Origin of the sequence: Streptococcus sp. Marseille-Q5619, assembly GCF_946901205.1 — a bacterium.
GTDB lineage: Bacteria > Bacillota > Bacilli > Lactobacillales > Streptococcaceae > Streptococcus.
Genome location: NZ_CAMPPO010000002.1, coordinates 216,466 through 238,659 on the forward strand (window position 1 = coordinate 216,466; position 22,194 = coordinate 238,659).

General features: G+C 39.1%; 24 protein-coding genes. 4 read left to right on the forward strand and 20 right to left on the reverse strand.

Features of this window, described 5'->3' with window-relative positions:
- Positions 1-14: 14 nt before the first annotated feature.
- The 12 genes from prfB to OC530_RS02265 form a co-directional block, all read right to left on the reverse strand.
- A protein-coding gene (gene prfB / locus OC530_RS02210) for a peptide chain release factor 2 (protein ID WP_138337628.1) occupies positions 15-1,110 on the reverse strand; the annotation gives its coding sequence in 2 pieces (ribosomal slippage) (positions 15-1,037 and positions 1,039-1,110; 1,095 coding nt in all).
- Positions 1,111-1,219: 109 nt separating this feature from the next.
- Positions 1,220-1,876, reverse strand: coding sequence for a CBS domain-containing protein (locus OC530_RS02215; protein WP_000268661.1), 657 nt, complete (start codon positions 1,874-1,876; stop codon positions 1,220-1,222).
- A 360-nt stretch (positions 1,877-2,236) separates the two neighbouring features.
- Positions 2,237-2,947, reverse strand: a complete 711-nt coding sequence (locus OC530_RS02220; RefSeq protein WP_000062200.1) for an ABC transporter ATP-binding protein — start codon at positions 2,945-2,947, stop codon at positions 2,237-2,239.
- The gene (locus OC530_RS02225; RefSeq protein WP_001185997.1) at positions 2,947-3,711 is read right to left on the reverse strand and encodes an ABC transporter ATP-binding protein; all 765 of its coding nucleotides are present in this window, start codon (positions 3,709-3,711) and stop codon (positions 2,947-2,949) included. Before OC530_RS02225 ends, OC530_RS02220 begins: the two co-directional genes overlap by 1 nt.
- Entirely contained in the window at positions 3,711-4,667 is a 957-nt protein-coding gene (locus tag OC530_RS02230; RefSeq protein WP_262079126.1) for a branched-chain amino acid ABC transporter permease, read from the reverse strand. The genes OC530_RS02225 and OC530_RS02230 overlap by 1 nt, the downstream gene beginning before the upstream one ends.
- Before the next feature lie 3 nt (positions 4,668-4,670).
- Positions 4,671-5,540 (reverse strand): branched-chain amino acid ABC transporter permease, encoded by an 870-nt coding sequence (locus OC530_RS02235; protein WP_000941427.1) that lies wholly within the window; start codon positions 5,538-5,540, stop codon positions 4,671-4,673.
- A gap of 221 nt (positions 5,541-5,761) precedes the next feature.
- The gene (locus OC530_RS02240) at positions 5,762-6,922 is read right to left on the reverse strand and encodes an ABC transporter substrate-binding protein (RefSeq protein WP_020903477.1); all 1,161 of its coding nucleotides are present in this window, start codon (positions 6,920-6,922) and stop codon (positions 5,762-5,764) included.
- Positions 6,923-6,999: 77 nt separating this feature from the next.
- Positions 7,000-7,275: a YlbG family protein gene (locus OC530_RS02245; protein ID WP_000462122.1), complete on the reverse strand. Its 276-nt coding sequence runs from the start codon at positions 7,273-7,275 to the stop codon at positions 7,000-7,002.
- A gap of 78 nt (positions 7,276-7,353) precedes the next feature.
- A complete protein-coding gene (gene clpP / locus OC530_RS02250; RefSeq protein ID WP_000613475.1) occupies positions 7,354-7,944 on the reverse strand; it encodes an ATP-dependent Clp protease proteolytic subunit ClpP in 591 nt (196 codons plus the stop codon).
- 173 nt (positions 7,945-8,117) lie between these two features.
- Positions 8,118-8,747: a uracil phosphoribosyltransferase gene (gene upp / locus OC530_RS02255; RefSeq protein ID WP_000515974.1), complete on the reverse strand. Its 630-nt coding sequence runs from the start codon at positions 8,745-8,747 to the stop codon at positions 8,118-8,120.
- An 89-nt stretch (positions 8,748-8,836) separates the two neighbouring features.
- Complete coding sequence (locus OC530_RS02260; RefSeq protein ID WP_023947240.1) at positions 8,837-9,304, reverse strand: cytidine/deoxycytidylate deaminase family protein; 468 nt, start codon at positions 9,302-9,304, stop codon at positions 8,837-8,839.
- Positions 9,305-9,322: 18 nt separating this feature from the next.
- Positions 9,323-9,880, reverse strand: a complete 558-nt coding sequence (locus tag OC530_RS02265; RefSeq protein ID WP_000004136.1) for a TetR/AcrR family transcriptional regulator — start codon at positions 9,878-9,880, stop codon at positions 9,323-9,325.
- A 124-nt stretch (positions 9,881-10,004) separates the two neighbouring features.
- Here OC530_RS02265 and OC530_RS02270 point away from each other — a divergent pair, with 124 nt between their 5' ends.
- The 3 genes from OC530_RS02270 to OC530_RS02280 are packed head-to-tail and all read left to right on the forward strand — an operon-like array spanning position 10,005 to position 12,650.
- On the forward strand, positions 10,005-10,850 hold the full coding sequence (locus OC530_RS02270) for a DegV family protein (RefSeq protein WP_024057020.1): 846 nt from the start codon (positions 10,005-10,007) through the stop codon (positions 10,848-10,850).
- A 57-nt stretch (positions 10,851-10,907) separates the two neighbouring features.
- Complete coding sequence (locus OC530_RS02275; RefSeq protein WP_023947244.1) at positions 10,908-12,080, forward strand: NAD(P)/FAD-dependent oxidoreductase; 1,173 nt, start codon at positions 10,908-10,910, stop codon at positions 12,078-12,080.
- Between the two features lie 48 nt (positions 12,081-12,128).
- The gene (locus OC530_RS02280; protein ID WP_020903482.1) at positions 12,129-12,650 is read left to right on the forward strand and encodes a DUF1697 domain-containing protein; all 522 of its coding nucleotides are present in this window, start codon (positions 12,129-12,131) and stop codon (positions 12,648-12,650) included.
- 41 nt (positions 12,651-12,691) lie between these two features.
- Here OC530_RS02280 and OC530_RS02285 read toward each other — a convergent pair whose 3' ends face one another.
- The gene (locus tag OC530_RS02285) at positions 12,692-13,432 is read right to left on the reverse strand and encodes a MerR family transcriptional regulator (RefSeq protein WP_033685220.1); all 741 of its coding nucleotides are present in this window, start codon (positions 13,430-13,432) and stop codon (positions 12,692-12,694) included.
- A 340-nt stretch (positions 13,433-13,772) separates the two neighbouring features.
- On the opposite strand from OC530_RS02285, the gene OC530_RS02290 reads away from it, so the two are divergent.
- A complete protein-coding gene (locus tag OC530_RS02290; RefSeq protein WP_262079140.1) occupies positions 13,773-15,113 on the forward strand; it encodes a sodium-dependent transporter in 1,341 nt (446 codons plus the stop codon).
- A gap of 42 nt (positions 15,114-15,155) precedes the next feature.
- Here OC530_RS02290 and manA read toward each other — a convergent pair whose 3' ends face one another.
- From manA to spxB, 7 genes are all read right to left on the reverse strand, one after another.
- Positions 15,156-16,100 (reverse strand): mannose-6-phosphate isomerase, class I, encoded by a 945-nt coding sequence (gene manA / locus OC530_RS02295; RefSeq protein ID WP_124787759.1) that lies wholly within the window; start codon positions 16,098-16,100, stop codon positions 15,156-15,158.
- 258 nt (positions 16,101-16,358) lie between these two features.
- The gene (locus OC530_RS02300; RefSeq protein ID WP_173275620.1) at positions 16,359-16,619 is read right to left on the reverse strand and encodes a SemiSWEET family transporter; all 261 of its coding nucleotides are present in this window, start codon (positions 16,617-16,619) and stop codon (positions 16,359-16,361) included.
- Between the two features lie 140 nt (positions 16,620-16,759).
- The gene (locus OC530_RS02305) at positions 16,760-16,951 is read right to left on the reverse strand and encodes a hypothetical protein (protein ID WP_000850052.1); all 192 of its coding nucleotides are present in this window, start codon (positions 16,949-16,951) and stop codon (positions 16,760-16,762) included.
- The gene (locus OC530_RS02310) at positions 16,948-17,583 is read right to left on the reverse strand and encodes a putative bacteriocin export ABC transporter (RefSeq protein WP_112443468.1); all 636 of its coding nucleotides are present in this window, start codon (positions 17,581-17,583) and stop codon (positions 16,948-16,950) included. The genes OC530_RS02305 and OC530_RS02310 overlap by 4 nt, the downstream gene beginning before the upstream one ends.
- 1 nt (position 17,584) lies before the next feature.
- Positions 17,585-19,582, reverse strand: a complete 1,998-nt coding sequence (locus tag OC530_RS02315) for a DUF1430 domain-containing protein (protein WP_112443467.1) — start codon at positions 19,580-19,582, stop codon at positions 17,585-17,587.
- Positions 19,583-19,890: 308 nt separating this feature from the next.
- Complete coding sequence (locus OC530_RS02320; protein WP_173213768.1) at positions 19,891-20,238, reverse strand: VOC family protein; 348 nt, start codon at positions 20,236-20,238, stop codon at positions 19,891-19,893.
- Positions 20,239-20,392: 154 nt separating this feature from the next.
- Positions 20,393-22,168: a pyruvate oxidase gene (spxB, locus tag OC530_RS02325; RefSeq protein WP_112443465.1), complete on the reverse strand. Its 1,776-nt coding sequence runs from the start codon at positions 22,166-22,168 to the stop codon at positions 20,393-20,395.
- Positions 22,169-22,194 lie beyond the last annotated feature (26 nt).

Consider the following 22,194-nt stretch of genomic DNA (forward strand, 5'->3'; position numbering starts at 1 on the left):
AGTTCCTTTCTTTCTTAACTGATTCGCCACTTGAGGTAGGCATCGATAAAACCATCTAGGTCCCCGTCCATAACCTTATCTACCTGAGCAACTTCAAAGCTAGTTCGATGATCTTTTACCATAGTATAAGGCGTGAAGACATAAGAACGGATTTGGCTTCCCCATGTGATTTCTTTTTTCTCACCCTTGAGGGAATCTACCTCCGCAGCTTTCTTTTCTTGCTCCATTTGATAGAGCTTAGCCTGCAACATCTTCATAGCTCGATCTCTATTTCCATACTGGGTACGATCGACCGTTGATTGGACAACAATTCCAGTTGGAATGTGGGTTAAACGTACACCTGTTGAAACCTTGTTGACGTTTTGTCCACCGGCACCACCTGAACGGAAGGTATCCATCTTGATGTCATCTTCCCGGATTTCCACTTCAATGGTATCGTCCAACTCAGGCATCACTTCTACAGATGTGAAAGAGGTATGGCGACGTTTGGCAGAGTCGAATGGTGAAATTCGCACCAAACGGTGCACACCCATTTCTGACTTGAGAAGACCATAGGCATTAGGTCCTTCAAATGATAAGGTTACTGACTTGATACCAGCTTCATCTCCTGCTTGGTAATCCAATACTTCTACTTTAAAGCCTTTAGCATTTCCATAGCGAGTGTACATACGAAGCAACATATCACCCCAGTCCTGAGCCTCAGTGCCACCAGATCCTGGATGGATTTCCAATATGGCATTGTTGTGGTCATAAGGTTCTGACAAGAGCAAGGTCATCTCGTAACTGGTCATCATCTTATCAAGTTCGGATAACTGCGTTACCAATTCTTCATGCACCGACTCATCTTCTGCTAAAAAGTCCAATAAAATTTCAACTTCATCCTGCAACTCTTCCATCTTATGGAAGGTATTGTAAGTGTTTTTTAATTCATTTAATTCTTGCGACGTTTTTTGGGCCGCGATATTATCGTTCCAAAAATCAGGTTCAGTCATCTTGTTTTCCAAGATGGCAATCTCTTCCTCTAAGCCTTCGAGGTCAAAGAGACCCCCTGAAAGAAGCTAATTTTTCACGATTTGCGTCAATTTTCTGACGAATTACTGAAATGTCCATAAATACTCCTTTTTTTACATCATTTCATTATAGCATATTTTATCATTTCTTTCCATCTTTTGCTCTAATCCCTTATTACACGTAAAAAGAAGCCTTTCGGCTTCCCTTCTTACAAGACTTTTGCTGAAGTACGAGTAATTTCTTCTACTTGAATATTCTCTGATTCAAATTTTTCTTTCAAGGATGGTAAATCAATTGAGCCATCGATTTGAACTTCGATAATCACCTTACCATCTTTACGCGGAATATTTACGGTATGCGAGATATTCAAATTTTCTTCTGCAATCAAAGAAACAATCTTTCCGAGGACACCGACTTCATCTTCTGTAACAAAGCGCACACGAATTCCTTCTTCTCCATAACCAGCAATTTCAAGAAAGGCTTGGAAAACGTCACGGTCCGTAATAACTCCGTATACTTGATGATTATCTACGACAGGAAGAATACCAATCTTGTTTTTCAACATCAGATAAGTTGCATCCTCTAGACTCGCATAGCCTGAAACAGTGACAACATCGCGAATCATGACATCTTTTACTTTTGTCTTATTTAGAAGATAATTCATCTCATAGATAGAAAGACTGGTTGCTTTTGATGGACTAGCTTGGGCAATGGTGCCCTCAGTCACCAAACCAACCAATTGATCATTTTCGATAACAGGCAAGCGGTGCAATCCTTGCTCTCTCATTAAATCTGCTGCATGAGATACTGTTGTATCTGGACTAATATAAACTACCTTGCGGGTCATAAAATCTTTAACTGCCATGAGACTTCTCCTTTTCTATTCTTATCCCTATTATACAATCTTTTTGCAAATCTATCAAACGCTTACATTTCTTTTTCAAAATTCAGAAAAGTATGAATAAGCTAGCAAAAAGAGCTCTAAAATCGAGCTCTGTGAATGAAGGATAGGTACGCTTCATTCGATTTTGTTTCAATTATCAGAAGCTAACCTTCCAGTGCAGATGAGAATTGCTTCGTTATCTTCATCTGCCAACTAAAACAATCCACTGGATTTGATGATTGATTCGCAATCTTCATCCGTCGACTAAAAAGTTCCCCCGGACTATAATGATGATTACTTCGTAATCTTCATCCACCGACTAAAACAATCCACTGGATTGTTTTAGCCACCCAGATATGCTTTTCTGACTTCTTCTGATGAGGCGAGTTCTTTTCCTGTTCCTGATAGAACGATTTTCCCTGTTTCCAATACATAGCCTCGGTCAGAGATTGCAAGTGCTTTATTGGCATTTTGTTCAATCAAGAGGACAGTTGTTCCTTGCTTCTGAATATCTTGAATGATATCAAAAATTTCTTGGATAAAGATTGGAGCAAGTCCCATTGATGGTTCATCTAAAAGAAGAAGTTTTGGTGTTGACATAAGAGCGCGTCCCATGGCAAGCATTTGTTGTTCTCCCCCTGAAAGAGTAGCTGCATCTTGGTTCTTCCGTTCTTCAAGACGAGGGAAGCGTGAGAAAACCTTCTTCAAGTTAGCTTGATTTTCTTCACGGTTTTTCTTTAAGAAAGCTCCCATTTCTAGATTTTCCATAACAGTCAAGCCAGGGAAGACGTGGCGTCCTTCTGGTACTTGTGAAAGACCACCTGCCACGATTTTCTGAGCCGGCATTTTTTGGATTTCTTGACCTAAAAATTCAATCTTTCCAGAACTTGGTCGAACCAAACCAGACAAGGTACGGAGAATAGTTGTCTTACCTGCACCATTGGCACCGATAAGGGAAACAACTTCTCCTTCATTCACTTCAAAGCTTACATCACGGACTGCCTGGATCATGCCGTAATGCACAGAAAGATTATCAACTTTTAACATAGACATTAGGCTTCACCTCCTAGATAAGCTTCGATAACGCGTTTATTGGTCTTAATTTCGTCCGGAGTTCCCTGAGCAATCAAACGACCGTATTCAAGTACGTAGATGCGTTCTGTAACTTCCATAACCAGATTCATATCGTGTTCAATCAGCATGATTGTAATTTTAAATTCATCTTTGATACGACGAATTAACTCAGTCAATTCTGCTGTTTCCTGCGGATTCATACCTGCGGCTGGTTCATCTAAAAAGAGAATTTTAGGTTCTGTAGCGAGGGCACGAACAATTTCCAAACGACGTTGTTGTCCGTAGGCAAGGTTTTTAGCAAGCGTTTCTGCATCACCATCTAAATCAAAAATTTTCAGCAATTCCAAAGCTTTAGCCTTTAATTCTTTTTCACTCTTGTAAAAAGCTGGTAAGCGTAAGAAACTAGCAAAAACATGTTGTTTGTGATGGTTACCAAAAGCAATCAAAACATTGTCTAAAACTGTTAAATCTTTAAAGAGACGGATATTTTGGAATGTACGTCCAAGTCCCAAAGAAGCAATCTTATAAGGTGACTTTCCATTCAAAAGGTGACCATCTAGGGTTACTGTTCCCTCGCTTGGTTCATAAACACCGGTCAAAAGATTGAAAAGAGTAGTTTTCCCAGCTCCATTTGGACCGATTAGTCCAACCAATTCCCCTTCGTTCAATTCAAGAGTCACATCTCCAACAGCTGTTAGACCGCCAAAATGTTTGGTTAACTGTTTTACTTCAAGTAATGCCATTAGTTTTGTTCCTCCTTCTTAGATTTTTTAAAGAAACGCGATAGGCTCAATTCCCATGTTCCAAGGAGTCCACCTGGTCTGAAAATCATTACCAATACCAAGGCCAAAGCATAAATAATCATACGCACGCTGGCAACATCTTGGAGAAGCATATTCAAAATTCCAAGAACAATAGCTGAAACGATGGCACCTGTAATGGAACCAAGCCCACCAAATACAACAATGATCAAAACGTTGATTGAGTTGATGAAGGTGTAATCTTTCGGTACAACTGAACCGATAAATCCTGCCTGAAGTGATCCTGCAATACTTGCAGTAATAGCACCAAAGACAAAGGCGATAATTTTAATTTTAGTCGTATTAACCCCAACTGACTCAGCAGCGATTTCATCTTCACGAACGGAGAGGGTTGAACGACCAATTGGACTACGCAAGAAGTTCAAGGTTGCAATGGTTGTGATCACGACAAAGAAGTAAACCATTTGCCAAGTTGTAAAGTTAGGAATTCCCAAGATACCTGCTGCACCATTTGTAAGGCTTCCGCCATTGATGATAAAGATACGGATAATTTCAGAAACACCTAGAGTCGCTACTGCAAGATAATCCCCCTTCAAACGTAATGTTGGAATTCCGACAAGTAAGGCAACTGCTCCTGAAAGCAAAGCACCTATAATCATGGCTCCAAAGAAGGCACCGTAGGTTGGTGATTTAGAACCAATAATAGCTGCTGCATAGGCACCAATCGCCATGAAACCAGCATGACCAAGTGAAAATTGACCTGAAAAACCAACGATTAAGTTGAGACCAACAGCCAGAATAATATTAATTCCGATTTGTTGTAAAATCTGTACATAGAATAGATTGAGTACTCCGACTGAAACCAGTACACTAATCAAGCCATAGCCAGCTAACAAAAGGAGTAACCACAGAATATTAATTTTTAAATTTTCCTTCATCGTTTACACCTTCTCTTTCACATTTTTACCAAGGATACCAGCTGGGCGGACAATCAAGATCAACAACAAGATTCCATAAACAATGGCATCACGGAAGTCTGACATCCCAAAGGCTGTCGCAAAGGTTTCCAATAGACCAATTACAAATCCACCAAGAGCAGCACCAGGAATGATTCCGATACCACCAAGTACTGCGGCAACGAAAGATTTAAGACCTGGAGTAACTCCCATCAAAGGCTCAAGAGAGTTATAATAGAGGGCAATCAGAACACCAGCCGCACCCGCAAGAGCAGAACCCAAAGCAAAGGTAAAGCTGATAGTACGGTTTACATTGATCCCCATCAATTGCGCTGCATCGCTATCTACAGATACAGCACGCATGGCTTTCCCCATCTTAGTCTTTTGGACAATGACCTGTAACAAAATCATCAAAATCAAGGAAATGGCCAAGATCATTAACTGCACGTTTGTTAGGCTAACTGGTCCCAAATCATAGCGAACTGTTTGAATCGCTTGAGGGAAGGCACGGGTATTGGCACCAACCAGATAGACCATGCCATACTCCAATAAGAAAGAAACCCCAATAGCCGTAATCAAAACAGCAATACGAGTAGAGTGACGCAAAGGTCGGTAAGCAAGGAACTCAATCACGACACCAAGAATGGCTGTCGCTAACATAGCTACAATAAGAGCTACAAAGAAATTCATTTGGAAAGAATTAATCAAGAAATAACCGATAAAGGCTCCCATCATATAAATATCACCGTGGGCGAAGTTGATGAGCTTGATAATTCCGTAAACCATGGTATATCCTAGGGCTAACAGCGCATAAACACTACCTAGAATCAAACCATTTACTAGTTGTTGGAGCATAAGATTCACTCTTTCTATTTATAATTTTGAGGGTTTCCCCTCACTTTTTGATAGGTTCTTATACTCAATAAAAATCAAAGAGCAAACTAGGAAACTAGCCACAGGCTGTACTTGAGTACGGCAAGGCGAAGTTGACGCAGTTTGAAGAGATTTTCGAAGAGTATTAAACATCGAAACAGGGAGTGAGTCAACGGCTCATTCCCTATTTCAACATTTTTCTATTATGGTTTTACAACTTCTGCTGCTTCAACCTTACCATTGTTCATGGTCATCATGTAAGCAGTTTTGACTGTGTTGTGGTCTGCATCGAAGCTTGTTTGACCAGTTACACCTTCAAAATCTTTTGTTTTAGCAAGGTTATCCTTGATTTCACCTGAGTTTTTAGCACCTTTTGCTGCGTTTGCTACAAGGTGAACTGAGTCATAAGCCAAGGCTGCAAATGTTGAAGGCTCTTCGTTGTACTTAGCACGGTAAGCATCAAGGAAAGCTTTTGCTTTAGCTGAAACTTCTACAGTAGTTGAGAAGCCTGAGATAAAGTAGATGTTTGATGCTTTTTCAGCAGTTGCTTGTTGTACAAACTCTTCACCGTTGAATCCATCACCACCAACGATTGGTTTATCAATTCCCATACCACGCGCTTGGTTTACAATTTTACCAGCTTCAGTGTAGTAACCAGGGACGATGATAGCATCAAAGTCTTTCCCTTTCATTTTTGTAAGGGCTGCTTGAAAGTCTGTGTCACCTGCTACGAAAGTTTCATCTGCAACGATTTCACCTTTGTAAGCTTCACGGAAGGCTTTAGCAATACCTTTAGCATAGTCGCTGGCATTGTCAGTGTAAAGAACAACTTTCTTAGCGTTTAATTTTTCAGTAACATAGTTTGAGATAATTTTTCCTTGGAAGCTATCTTGGAATGTTCCGATAAAGAGGTAATCTTGACCTTTAGTCAATCCATCTTGCGTCGCACTTGGCGAAATCAATGGAACACCTGCTTTTGTAGCGTTAGCTACAGCAGCTGCAGTTGCACCAGATGTCGCAGGTCCTACGATTGCTGATACTTTAGATTGGGTTACAAGGTTAGTTGTTACTGAAGCCGCCTCAGCAGTTTCAGACTTATTATCTTTATCGACTACTTCGATTTGTTTTCCATCGATACCACCTGCTGCATTGATTTCATCAACGGCCAATTGGGCACCTTTTTGTTCAGATGTTCCGTAGGCTGCTACGGCACCAGTTTCCTCGAAGTTAAATCCAATTTTGATTGTCTTTTCATCTACTGAATTACCAGCAGCGTTTGACGCTCCAGACTTCACTTCTCCACAGGCTGCAAGAAGTGCTACACTTGCAAGCGCCACAAACGATAGGGCAAATTTTTTCTTCATCTTTTTTGTCTCCTTATTCTTAAATAAATAGCATGTTAAGAATATACCGAATTATCAGAAAATTGTCAACACTTTTCTTAGACTTTTTCGATGATAACGTTTTCCTCTCGATAAAGATTGCCCACAAAGGGTGTTTCCAACTCTTGGATATGACAAACTCTAACTTTTTTTATAAATTTTTCCTTGCCCAAGCGCCCGACCAATTGCTCCACTTCTTGAGTTGGAACATAAAGCTGTAAGTAACGATGTTTCTTGGAATGATAGGTAATATCTCCATAATCCTGCAGTTTTTTGGCATCACGATTATAGTAAAGATAGATAATCAAGCCAGATCGATTGACTTTTTCAAACATGATAAATCCTCTTTCTAAGAAATCTCTCCCTATTATATCAAAAAAAGCAAACCCAGTCGAGTTTGCCTTCTATCATCATTAATTCAATGAATTATTGGCCATGATTTCATCAATAAAGCCATATTCAAGTGTTTCTTGGGCGCTCATCCAGTTATCACGTTCTGCATCTGCATGGACTTTTTCGATTGACTGACCTGAATTTTCAGCTAAGATTTTTTCCAAGGTATTACGAGTTTTGAGCAAGTGTTCTGCAGCGATCGCCATATCGGTTTGTTGAGTACCACCACCTGTACCGCCCATTGGTTGGTGGATCATGTATTCAGCATTTGGAAGCATGAAACGTTTGCCTTTTGCTCCACTTGATGCAATGACCGTCCCCATAGATGCAGCCATTCCCATAACGATGGTTTGGACATCTGCCTTGATAAAGTTCATGGTATCAACGATTGCCAAACCAGCTGAAACGGAACCCCCAGGTGTATTAACATAAAGGTAAATATCCTTTGTACTATCTTGGGCATCCAAGAAAAGCAACTGGGCAATAACTGAGTTGGCCATATTGTCTTCAACTGGGCCCGTCAGCATAATGATGCGGTCTTTAAGAAGACGTGAGTAAATATCGTAGGAACGTTCTCCACGGCTTGTTTGTTCAATAACTACAGGAATCATTTATTTCTCCTTTTGAGTTTTAATTTTGTTGGTCAAATGACTGAAGATAAGACTATTATAATATCTTGGTCAAAAAAGGTCAAATTTTTGCTCTGTTTTCATCAGACAGAAACAAAAATTCAACCTCCTTTCACGACTGGAAATTCTTTTCCAATTCATTCTTCTTTTCGATTTTATTTTGTACCGAACAAGCGGTCCCCAGCATCTCCAAGACCTGGAACGATATAACCGTGTTCGTTCAAGCGTTCATCCAAGGCTGCTGTAAAGATTTCTACATCTGGATGAGCTTCTTGAAGGGCTTTTACACCTTCTGGTGCTGATACAAGGCAGACAAATTTGATATTTGATGCGCCACGTTTTTTAAGAGAGTCAACAGCCAAGATTGCTGATCCACCTGTTGCCAACATTGGGTCTACCACAAAAATTTGACGTTGGTCAATATCTTCAGGTAATTTCACCAAGTACTCAACTGGTTGAAGCGTTTCTTCATCACGGTACATACCGATGTGGCCAACTTTAGCAGCTGGAACCAAGCTCAAAAGTCCATCAACCATCCCGATACCTGCACGCAAGATTGGAACGATAGCCAATTTCTTACCTGCCAATTGTTTTTGAACTGTTTTTGTGATTGGTGTTTCGATTTCTACATCTTCTAGTGGAAGATCACGAAGTACTTCATACCCCATCAACATTGCAATCTCATCTACTAGCTCACGAAAAGCTTTTGTAGAAGTATCTGTACGACGCAAGATTGACAATTTGTGTTGAATCAGTGGATGATTAATAACTTCAATTTTTCCCATTTTTGGAATTCCTTCTTTCAATTTATTCTTCTTATTATACCAAAAAACGGTTTAAAAATCTTTCTAAACCATTTATTTTTGATAATTTTTCACATTAAATCAGCCTCTTTAAGAGCTGTCTGTACTGTCTCAAGTGGTAAATGAGTCAATTCTGTTCCCTTTTCTTGATAAAGGTATTGGGCGTAGTCGTCCATTCGGTACTGGTTGATATAAACCACACGCTTACAACCGACCTGAAGCAATTGTTTGGTACAATTCAGACAAGGAAAATGGGTTACATAGGCTGTAAAGCCTTTAGGAACACCACGTTCTGCACCTTGAAGGATAGCATTGACCTCAGCGTGAAGGGTGCGAACACAGTGGCCTTCAATGACCAGACATTCGTGGTCAATACAATGCTCGGTTCCTGACACTGAACCATTGTAACCAGTTGAAATAACCTTATTATCCTTTACCAGAATTGCGCCCACTTTGGCACGTTTACAAGTGGAACGATTGGCAATTAGTAGAGCTTGGGCTGCAAAATACTCATCCCATGCTAGTCTTTCTTCAGTCATATCTCTTCTCCTTTTTCTCTATTTTTTAAAAAATGGTAACCGTAAATCTGCAATCTTTTCAGCAGGTACCTTCATGCCATCCTTGATCCATTTTAAAAGGACTGAGACGATGGCTGAACTCCAGAAGGAATGAAGATAAGAGCTGACACCTTTTGATTTTCCATGGTATTTTTCCAGAAACTCCTGCATGGCTTGGACAAAGATTTTTTCCAGATGGTAATCTAAGGCAAGTTGAATCACTCTGGCTTCCTTTCTTGCTTCTCGGAAAAGGTGAACCCAGACCAGATAAAGGTCTGTCTTTAAATCATAATGATGCAACTGTTCCATAATATTGTGGACAGTTCGTTTAAATACGCTTTCTAAAATCTCCTCTTTGGAATCATAATTGCGATAAAAGGCCGCACGAGAAACGCCTGCACGTTTGACCAATTCAGAAATACTAATCTTGGTCAGGTCCTTTTTTTCCAAGAGTTGCAAGAGGGCTGTTTCGATGGCTTCTCTAGTTAATAAATTGGATTCTTGGTTTGATTTTCTGAGATTTTCAAGAGACTTTTCAGAGATTCTACGTTCAGACATAACATTTTCTTTCTACTTGTCACAACAGACGGATGAGGCTTTTGTTTCAAGGGCTTTCATGATATAATTGTAAAAAAAGACAGAACCTTTGTCAATGTATAACTGACAAAGATGGAGAATTTCTATGACTTGGAAGATTATTGCTGACTCTGGTTGTGATTATCGTCAGCTGGCAAGACCAGCTATTGACACGACCTTTGTAAGTGTGCCCTTAACCATTCAAGTAGCTGATCAGGTCTTTGTTGATGATGCCAGTCTTGACATTGACCAAATGATGGAAACCATGTATGCAACTGCAGAAGCTTCAAAATCAGCTTGTCCAAGCCCAGATGATTATTTGCGAGCATTTGAAGGAGCCAAAAACATTTTCCTAGTAACCATCACTGGTACTCTTTCTGGAAGCCACAATAGTGCTCAACTAGCAAAAAATATTTATCTGGAAGAACATCCTGATACTAAAATTCATATAATTGATAGTTTGTCTGCTGGTGGGGAAGTTGACTTGCTCGTAGAAAAAGTGAATGACTTGATCGACCAGGGCTTATCTTTTGAAGAAGTGGTTGAAGCTATCACCGCCTATCAAGAAAAAACCAAGTTACTTTTTGTCCTAGCTAAAGTCGATAACTTGGTGAAGAACGGCCGTTTGAGCAAGCTTATCGGTACGGTCGTTGGCCTTCTCAATATCCGTATGGTCGGAGAAGCTAGTGAAACTGGAACTCTCGAATTGCTACAAAAAGCACGAGGACCAAAGAAATCAGTTCAAGCTGCCTATGATGAAATCATTAAAGCTGGATATGCTGGTGGCCGTATTGTCATGGCCCAACGTAATAACGAGAAATGTTGCCAACAGCTTTCAGACCGAATACGTGAAACCTTCCCACAGGCGGATATTAAAATTCTCCCAACATCTGGTCTCTGCAGTTTTTATGCAGAAGATGGTGGTTTGCTGATGGGGTATGAAATTGATTAATTGCATTCTTGACAAGAGGTGACTTCATCTCTTATTTTTTTGTGGTACAATAGAGCTATGAAACATTTTGATACTATCGTCATTGGTGGAGGTCCTGCTGGTATGATGGCTACGATTTCCAGTAGCTTTTATGGACAGAAAACCCTCCTCATCGAAAAAAATCGGAAACTTGGAAAAAAATTAGCTGGTACTGGTGGGGGACGTTGCAATGTAACCAACAACGGAACTCTAGATGACCTACTAGCTGGCATCCCTGGAAATGGGCGCTTTCTCTACAGTGTCTTCTCCCAATTTGATAACCATGATATCATTAATTTTTTTACAGAAAATGGTGTTAAACTTAAGGTCGAAGACCACGGACGCGTCTTTCCTGCTAGTGACAAGTCTCGGACCATTATCGAGGCCTTGGAAAAGAAAATCACTGAACTCGGTGGTCGAGTTGCTACTCAAACGGAGATTGTTTCGGTTAAAAAGATAGACGACCAGTTTGTCCTTAAGTCCGCAGACCAAACCTTCACTTGTGAGAAACTCATTGTCACAACTGGTGGGAAATCCTATCCCTCTACTGGTTCGACTGGTTTTGGTCACGAGATTGCCCGTCATTTTAAGCATACCATTACCGATCTTGAAGCCGCTGAAAGTCCTTTGTTGACAGATTTTCCACACAAGGCCTTGCAAGGAATTTCATTGGACGATGTGACCCTAAGCTATGGTAAGCATGTCATCACTCACGATTTGCTCTTTACCCACTTTGGTTTGTCAGGCCCTGCTGCTCTGCGTATGTCCAGCTTTGTCAAGGGCGGAGAGGTTCTCTCACTGGATGTTCTACCTCAACTTTCTGAGAAAGACTTGGCTACATTTCTAGAAGAAAATCGGGAAAAATCTCTAAAAAATGCCTTAAAAACTTTACTTCCAGAACGCTTGGCAGAATTTTTTGTGCCAGGCTATCCTGACAAAGTCAAACAACTGACTGAAAAGGAACGCGAACAACTTGTCCAGTCTATCAAGGGACTTAAAATTCCTGTAACTGGTAAAATGTCCCTTGCTAAGTCCTTTGTTACCAAAGGGGGCGTCAGTCTCAAGGAAATCAATCCCAAAACTCTAGAAAGTAAGCTGGTACCTGGACTCCACTTTGCTGGCGAGGTACTGGATATCAATGCCCACACGGGTGGGTTTAACATCACTTCTGCCCTTTGTACTGGTTGGGTGGCGGGATCAAACCCAATCTAAATCTGAATTATTTAATGGCTAAATCAGCCCCAAAAGAAAGGAAGTCCTTTGGAACATATTATCTTGTTAAGGGGAGTTACTCCTAATGGAAAAAATGCTATCCCTAAAATGTCTTATCTAGTAGATATCTTAACAGAAGCCGGTTTTCAACAAGTTCGAACCTATATTCAAAGTGGGAATATCATTCTTGAAAGTGATTTAGATTTAGAAGAAATACGAGAATGTGTTCATACTCTGATAAAGGAAAAAATTGGGGCCGACTTAAAAATGGTTATCAAGAACAAAAGTGATTTTAAAAAAATTGTCCAAGAAAACCCGTTTGGAGAACACTATCTTTATGACCGTATACATGTGATTTTTTATCAAGAATCTATTCAAAGTCTCCCTTTAGAAAAATTGAAAATTGATTACGGTGAAGAAGAAATTTGTATCGGTAACCATTGTCTTTACCTCTATCTCCCTAGAACTGCAAAACGAAAAAAGCTCAGTACCAACTATCTTGAAAAGCTTTTTAATGTAGATTTGACCATGCGAAAACTAAATGTAGTAGAAAAATTATTAAGCAAGTAGTGCTTGAATTTAGTAAAAATCGGAAGAATGCTCCTCCGATTTTATTTTGTCTGAGTTTGGACATAATAGGCAATCACATCTGATGTGTACTGGGCTGTTCCAGGTCCAAATTTGTCAATGTTTTCCTTAAATTCTGGGTTGTAGACGTAGCCTTTACCGATATAACCAAATACCTCAATAGAGCAGTCAAATCCATAAGTACGGATGGCTTGCAAGAGTTTAGCGGCTTCTTCTTGATTTTCGGTTGCTGTTACAGGTAGACCAGCTTGAAGATTTTGTGACAAGGCTCGAAAGACTTGATTGAAGGCAGCCGTAGCTTCGTCTTCGTGACCTTTTTGGCGCTCCAGCGCTTGGTCCATCACATCTTGTCCATACTTCTCTACCGCCTCTTGGTGGTATTTTTGATGGTCTTGATAGTTAAATCCTGCGAATTTCTCTTGAATGCTCATTTCTCTTTCTCCTTTTTGTTCTTGAATGGTTTTTTGCAAGGTGGAAATCAAGGTATCCAGATGTTGCCTTTCTCGAGTCAAATAGTCCAACTGTCTAGTCAAGTGAGGCAATAAATCTGATTTATCTTCCTTTAACAGCTCTGCTATTTTTTCTAAAGAAAAACCTAGATATTTGTAGTAAAGAATGACCTGAAGGCGTTCCAAATCCTCCTGACTGTAGGTTCGATAACCGTTTTCTAACTTTAAAGGAACTAAGAGTCCTATCTTGTCGTAGTGATGCAGGGTCTTGACAGAGACACCCGAAAGCTGGGCAGCTTCTTTTATATGGTACATGATTTCCTCCTTATACTCAATGAAAATCAAAGAGCAAACTAGGAAGCTAGCCGCAGGCTGTACTTGAGTACGGTAAGGCGACGCTGACGTGGTTTGAATTTGATTTTCGAAGAGTATTACATTGATAGTATAACCCCTCCCCCTAGGTCAGAGTCAAGCGTTTTTGCGAAATTTTTTACTTTATCATAACATGAAAATGGTTTTCTTGACAGACCTTAGAAAACATGATAGGATAGTCAAGTCTATCAATCAAAAGAAAGGCTCATTTTGAGTACTGATGAGGCTATTTGCCAAGGGCAGTAGCTTTTTCTTTTGTAATACTAATTTTAGGAGTTTAACTATGTCTGAAAAATCGCAATGGGGTTCTAAACTGGGCTTTATCCTAGCATCTGCTGGTTCAGCCATCGGACTTGGAGCCGTTTGGAAATTTCCTTATATGACTGCTGCTAACGGTGGAGGAGGCTTTTTACTAGTCTTTCTCATCTCCACTATTCTAATCGGTTTTCCCCTTTTGCTAGCTGAGTTTGCCCTCGGCCGAAGTGCTGGTGTCTCAGCTATCAAAACCTTTGGAAAACTAGGAAAGAATAGCAAGTACAACTTTATCGGTTGGATTGGTGCCTTTGCCCTTTTTATCCTTTTATCGTTTTACAGTGTTATTGGTGGCTGGATTTTAGTCTATCTAGGCATTGAGTTTGGAAAATTGTTCCAACTTGGTGGAACGGGTGATTATGCTCAGTTATTTACTTCAATCATTTCAAATCCAGCCATTGCCCTAGGAGCTCAAGCAGCCTTTATCCTATTGAATATCTTCATTGTATCACGTGGGGTTCAAAAAGGGATTGAAAGAGCTTCGAAAGTCATGATGCCCCTGCTCTTTATCATCTTTGTTGTCATCATTGGGCGCTCTCTCAGTTTGCCAAATGCCATGGAAGGGGTTCTTTACTTCCTAAAACCAGACTTCTCTAAGCTGACAAGTGCTGGTCTCCTCTATGCTCTGGGACAATCTTTCTTTGCCCTCTCACTAGGGGTTACAGCCATGCTGACCTATGCTTCTTATTTGGATAAGAAAACCAATCTAGTCCAGTCAGGAATTTCTATCGTAGCAATGAACATCTCGGTGTCCATCATGGCAGGTCTCGCCATTTTCCCAGCCATGTCAGCCTTCAATATCCAGTCTGAAGGGGGACCAAGCTTGCTATTTATCGTCTTACCTCAACTCTTTGACAAGATGCCTTTGGGAACCATTTTCTACATCCTCTTCCTCTTGCTCTTCCTCTTTGCGACAGTCACTTCTTCTGTCGTTATGTTGGAAATCAATGTAGGCAATATCACCAATCAGGACAACAGCAAACGTACTAAGTGGAGTACTATTTTAGGAATCTTGACCTTTGTTTTTGGTATTCCTTCAGCCCTTTCTTACGGTGTCATGGCAGATATTCACATTTTCGGTAAAACCTTCTTTGACGCTATGGACTTCTTGGTTTCCAATCTTCTCATGCCATTTGGAGCCCTCTGCCTTTCACTTTTTACAGGCTACATCTTCAAAAAGGCTCTTGCTATGGAGGAACTCCATCTCGATGAAAGAGCATGGAAACAGGGACTGTTCCAAGTCTGGCTCTTCCTTCTTCGCTTTATTATTCCAATCATCATCATCGTGGTCTTTATCGCCCAATTTATGTAATCAAAAAGGACTTGAGTAGTGAACTCAGGCCCTTTCTTTTTTTTATGGATGGCTAGCAATCAATTCCAAACCTTGCCCTTCCAGAGTCCAAGTTTCAACATCACTTGGTAGGATAAAGTGGCTACCTTTTTGGATTGGATAGTTTTTTCCGTCAACAGTCAGTTGACCTTGACCAGCCAAGACACTGAATAAGCTGTAGTCAGCTGTCTTTTCGAAGTCAACTTTTCCAGTAATTTCCCACTTGTAAACTGCAAAGAAATCATTGGATACAAGGAGAGTTGAACGCAAATCATCTGCTTTGACAGTTACAGGACGGCTATTTGCTGGCTCACCAATGTTTAATACATCAATGGATTTTTCAAGGTGAAGTTCACGCAAGTTCCCCTTGTCGTCCTTACGGTCAAAGTCATAGACACGATAGGTGGTATCGCTAGACTGCTGGGTTTCAAGGATTAAGATACCTGCCCCGATAGCGTGCATGGTGCCACTTGGTACATAGAAGAAATCTCCAGCCTTAACTGGTACTTTTGTCAACAAAGTATCCCAATTCTTGTCCTCAATTTGCTGGCGGAGTTCTTCTTTTGACTTGGCATTGTGACCGTAGATAATCTCTGAACCTTCATCCGCAGCGATGATGTACCAGCATTCTGTTTTTCCAAGTTCGCCTTCATGCTCGAGTCCGTAAGCATCGTCTGGGTGAACTTGGACGCTGAGCCAGTCGTTGGCATCCAGAATCTTAGTCAAAAGCGGAAATACAGGCTCAGGACGATTGCCAAACAATTCACGGTGCTCCGCATACAAAGTAGCTAGATCTGTTCCCTCGTAACGACCATTTGCCACCTTTGAAACTCCATTTGGATGAGCTGAGATGGCCCAGTATTCCCCTATTTTTTCACTTGGGATGTCGTAGCCAAACTCATCACGTAGCTTGGTTCCACCCCAGATTTTTTCTTGCATAACTGATTGTAAAAATAATGGTTCTGACATCTTAATCTCCTGTCTGATTTTTCTCCCCTCATTATAGCAAAAAAAGAATTCGAATTGAACTCTTTTTAACATCTTATAAAGTAGGGAGAAAATTTTATAAAAATAGTAACGATATACTTTCTTCTTTGATAGAGACGAACATAAAAAACTCTCGTAAAGCTAGCTGTAACTGGACTTTTTCCCTCAACTCTCATTCAAAAATTACTTTAATGAAACATTTATTTTCATAAAAGAAAAAATCTGAAAGCAGTCTTCTTTTTAAATCAAAGCTGTGATAGCCGTTACTAAACCAAAAACGATACCTGGTGCATTAGCAGCTGCAAGTGGAATATCTCTTTCCCTCTTGAAAAGACCATAGTAAACCCAGAGACTACAGTTGATAGCTGCGACTAGGGGTTGAATGAAGTTGCCTTTTTGACCGGCAAGATTATTCATGATTTGTGGGAAATATGACACATACATCATAACAGACATAAAGGTCGCTGCCCAACCCAACACTTTCATTTGTTTTTCAGACATTTTCAAAACCTCTTTTATTCTTTTATACTTTCTATTTTATAATTTAATACAAAAACAAGCAAGAATTTAAGACTTTTATTATAAAAATGTAAACTATCACAGTCTTGTAATAAGAAACAGACCGGATTGCTCCGATCTGTTCAGTCTTTTTCTTCACGTACATAATTCCAAATCGCAATAGCTAAAGATAACAAACTTAGTAAGCAAATCATCTGTATAATTAGCTTTGTAGGTTGACGCAGTAAGCCAAACTGAGTCAGTATTACAAAGAGAGAAGAACCAAAAATCATTACTTGGAAAAAAATTGTTGTTAAACTAAATTTTGTTTTCATATCTTTTCCTTTCTAATTTCTACAACCTGATCCATTCGTTCATATACACTACTATCATGAGTTGCAATAATAATCGTACGTTTTTCATTTCGTAATCCAAGAATAAGGTCAATAATTTCACGACTATTCCTACTATCAAGAGAGGCTGTTGGTTCATCTGCTAAGATTATTGGGGAATCTTTCAACATTATTTTAGCAATTGCGACACGCTGTGCTTCACCACCTGAAAGAGTAAAAATCTTACGTTTTAAATCTAATTGTAAATGAACATGTTTCAAGGCTTCTCTCATAAGAGCTTCTTGTTCTTTTTTGCTTTCTTTTCTCCCAATAAATGCAAGTTCTAAATTATCTTTAATACTCTTATTCTCAATTAAACCATAATTTTGAAATAAGTAGCTTACATAATCCTTAAAATAGATTTTTTCCTTAATTTGTTTTAAGTCCTTACCATCAACTTCTACTGAGCCACTTTGGACAGTTTCTAATTTACCTATAATATTTAAAAGAGTTGTTTTGCCTGCTCCAGACTCACCTATCAAAGCATAGGTCTGACCTTCATGAAATTGATAATTAAAGTCTTTAAAAATAACATAATCATCAAATTGTTTACAAATATCTTTCAATTCAATCATACTAACCTCCTTTTAGATATAAAATATTAGCCTTTTTATCTTGTCTCAGTTGAAGAAGAAAAATTCCTGTAAATAATAGCAATGAGAGCAAAGGAATAGAAATCACAAACAAATTAAAGCCTAATATTACCGACAATAAAGTACAAAAAATATAGCTACTAGATAAAATTGAAAAATAAACATGATGAATTTCAAAAAGTGACTTACCTGCTAATCTCTCAATGAAATAAGTTTTGCGCCCTTGATAGAGGTAAAGAGTGTTTAGTAACACCATCAATAAAATGGAACTCACAAAACTAATCATCATCGCAAAAAATAATATAAATCTATCTGTCTCTACTTTTTGAATTCTATTTTCAAATGAATACATGCCATTTGAAAAACTACCAATACTAGCTGTTAACTTGTATTTAGAAATCAATTCTTTCACTACCTCGGGTTTATCAAAAATATAATGTGCCAAAGAAAATTGGCGAATTGTTCTATTTTCATAAGCAGAGCCAAACACAGTAATAATTGGTTCATGAACAAAAGCATTTTGATTCACTAAGTAATTAGCCGAAGTAAAGATTGGGTAAACAAATAGATTTTCACCGCCTTGATAAGTGGCTATCTCAATTTTCTCATTAGGATCTTTCTTTTTTACAGGAGCATCGTCTGGAGCAAAGCCTTTTTGTTCATATCGCAACCAAGCCTTATGTAATTCTGAAAAGTTTGATTCTTGATTCTTAGGTATTAAAACGAGACGATCAAAATCTCCCATTTGTTCAAAGAATACTTGAGCTTCCATACTCAACTGAATGCCACTTGTTTCAATAAAACGTCGATTCACACGAATTTCATTTGATACCATATCTGGGGTAGGATAATAAGAATTAGCTGAAGAATTCTTTTGAAAAGCAATTCTATCTAAATTTGTATCTATATAAAGGAGATTTGTTTTTTGACTAAGTTCTGAATAAAAAGCTACTTCTGCTTCTCTGTCTTTATTTGACTCTCCAGTATATAATTCATTAGTAGCAAAATAATTAGAATGCTTACTCCATTCATCTCGTCCCACTTGTAATGTTGACAATTGTTGATTTAAGTTAACAACACCATAAACGCTATACATCACGATTAAAAGAGATAGTAACTGCGTCAAAATAACCAAAATGAACACAAGATGCAAATGTGCCTTACCTTTTATGGATAGATTAAGAGCTTGCTTTTGTAAAATATGGTAAAAAATATTTGATAAAAAGAAATTTAAAAAAAGTAAAAGAAATAACCAAGAAAGCAAAGGATAAAATACTAGACTTAAGGACAAAATGTTTACAGTTCTAGTAGAGAATAAGAATAAAACTGTCGCTAAATAAACTATACTTGCTATCAATATTAAGAAAATACTATCTTTGCTAATATTTCTCAAAGCAATTTGATATTTCCCTCTACCTGACAATCGTTCTATACTTACAGAACGCAGTTTGGCTATGTAGTCAGCTAGTGTCAGAGTCCCAAAAGCAATTATCAAAACTAATGTAAAAGTAATCGATTGAGGATAAGTCAAAAATACCTTTAACAAAGTCAAACCAGAACTTGATTGTTCAACAATTGCTTGATGTCCTTTTTGGTTTAAAGTTTGTGCTAGTTCCTGTGCACTTAAGTTTCCTCTTACAATCAAATATAAGGTATCATCAGATGCATTTTGGATTAGGTTTTGATCTTGTTGTAATGGTAAATCTACAGGTAGTTCACCTCCAATTGGTATATAGGTATTTTCTGTCTTTCCCCTAACATTATCCTTTACAGAAACAATCCTACGAGCTAAAACACTCTGTTTATCTTTTGCAATCTCTTCTAAATCCTTCTTAATGGTAGTAGTAGATTTCTCTACAGAAATCATCTTACTGTATCCACCCAACATTTCACTTTTATATTGGCTAATAAAGAAAAGGCTAACAAAAGCAATTAAAACAAAGGAAAAAGTTGCAAGGCTTCGTTTTAGTATGTTATACATAGACTACTCCTTTCTACATTTTTAAAAAGGTTGCTCTCTATCTATTCATGGATATATTCCAATCCCAACTTCCAGTGAAATAAGAAAATCCACTTACAACAGCTGTTAAAAAAACATTTCTCCTTTCCATATCAATCTTATTTTCTGCTTTTATATTTTTATTATATGACTTTAAGAAAACGCTATCAACTATTTATATGCAATTTCTTTATATTAAAAAGACCGGATTGCTCCGATCTTTTCAATAGTTCATATTCTCAATTTCTGTTTTAAAAATAGCTAAGGTTAACGTCAAACGACTAAGCACCTTATTTCATACGATAAAAATCAAGCACTAGACCAGCTGGACCTTTAACTAATAAGGACTCTGTTCCCCAATCGGTTACAGCTGGACCGTTTACAATCTGGATACCAAGCTCTTTCAACCGTTGGTAATTCTGGTCTACATCCTCAACCTCGATATGAAGAATGATTCCTGACTGAAAATTTTCCAAAGGAACCAAATGATTTTGGGACAACATCAAACAGTGACTGCCAATAGTAAACTGAGCAAAACCATCATCAGCATAATCTGCCTTTTTATCCAAGATATGCTCCAAGTCAGCACAGACTTGGGGAACATCTGAAACGATAATATCTAATTGATTTAAATCCATTTACTCTCCTCCATAAAAAGACCGGATTGCTCCGATCTTTTCAAGTTTCTCTCTATGAAAATCAAAGAATAAACAAGGTATCGAACCGCAGGCAGTACTGGAGTACGGCGAGGTGAAGATAACACAGTTTACACTTGATTTTCGACGAGAGAAATTATTTAATTGCGCGTGATTGCAATCCTTCTTCTTCCAAGAAGAGACGGAATGGTACGAGTTCTTCTGCTTCGTATTTTTCCTTGAAGGCTTTGATTGCTTCTTCTGAGTGTTGTTTTGGATCCAACTCAAGTACTTCTACTGGAAGTGGACGGTGTGGAGTGATGCGAGCATCGATCACAACAGTTTTACCTTCTTTGTTCAATTTAACAGCTTCTGCAACAACTGCATCGATGTCTTCGATACGGTCAACTGTAAATCCTACAGCACCTTGCGCTTCAGCGATTTTCGCATAGTCAGCATTAGAGAAGTCACAACCAAACAAGTGTTTGTTTGTGTCTTCGTATTTGTCCTTGATGAAGGCATATTTACCATTTGAGAAGACAACGTTGATAACTGGAAGGTCGTATTGAACGTTTGTGATAACGTCTGGGTAGCACATATTGAATGCACCGTCACCCATGATGTTCCATACTTGGCGATCTGGATTGTCTTTCTTAGCAGCGATACCACCAGGAAGGGCAATACCCATTGTCGCAAAGAGTGGAGATGTACGCCACATGTTCTTAGGTGTCATGTGAAGGTGACGAGTAGATGTTTGAGTAGTGTCACCTACGTCGATTGAGTAGATAGCATCTTGATCAGCATGTTTGTTGATTGCATTGTAAACTTGGTACAATTGCAATTCACCCTCAGTTTTACCTTCGAGTTTGTTCATGTAATCACGCCAGTTTTGGTTGTTCTTAACGTTTGCACGCCACCATGGAGTAGATTCAACTGGGTTCACTTTGTCAAGGATAGCTTTAGCTGCTTGACCTGCGTCACCAAGGATTGAAGCGTCAAGGGCGTGACGTTTACCAAGTTTGTAAGGGTCAATATCAACTTGGATGAATTTTTCAGTGTTCTTGAATGCTTCGTAAACTTCAGCAAATGGGAAGTTTGAACCAAGGAAAAGAACTGTGTCTGCTTCAAAGACCACTTCGTTGGCTGGTTTCCAACCAACACGGTAAGCAGAACCTGTCAAACCTTCATAGTTCCATTCAAAGGCTTCAAAGTTTTTACCAGTTGTGATGATTGGTGCTTTGATTTTACGTGACAATTCAGTAATCACTTCACCAGCTTTAACACCACCGTAACCAGCATAGATAACTGGACGTTCAGCGTTGTTCAAGATTTCAACAGCTTTGTCGATTTCAACTTCGTTCAAGGCAGGAGCAATGAATGAACGCTCGTATGAACCTGATCCATAGTATGAGTTTTCGTCGATTTCTTGGAAACCAAAGTTTACTGGGATTTCAACAACAGCTGGACCTTTTTTAGAAACTGCAGCACGGCAAGCTTCGTCAATAACTTTTGGCAATTGCTCAGCGTAAGCTACACGTTTGTTGTATACAGCGATACCGTTGTACATTGGGTTTTGGTTCAATTCTTGGAAAGCATCCATGTTGAGTTCGTTAACTGGACGTGATCCAAGGATCGCTAGGAATGGAGTGTTATCCATAGCTGCATCGTAAACACCGTTAATCAAGTGAGTCGCACCTGGACCACCTGAACCAACTGCAACCCCGATTGAGCCACCGAATTTAGCTTGCATAACCGCTGCAAGAGCACCTGTTTCTTCGTGGCGAACTTGCAAGAAGCGGATATCTTTTTCTTCAGCCAAAGCGTCCATCAATGAGCTGAGTGTTCCTGATGGGATACCGTAGATTGTGTCTACGCCCCATGTTTTCAATACGTTAAGCATTGCTGCAGATGCAGTAATTTTCCCTTGAGTCATAGTGATAACTCTCCTTCAATTTTTTT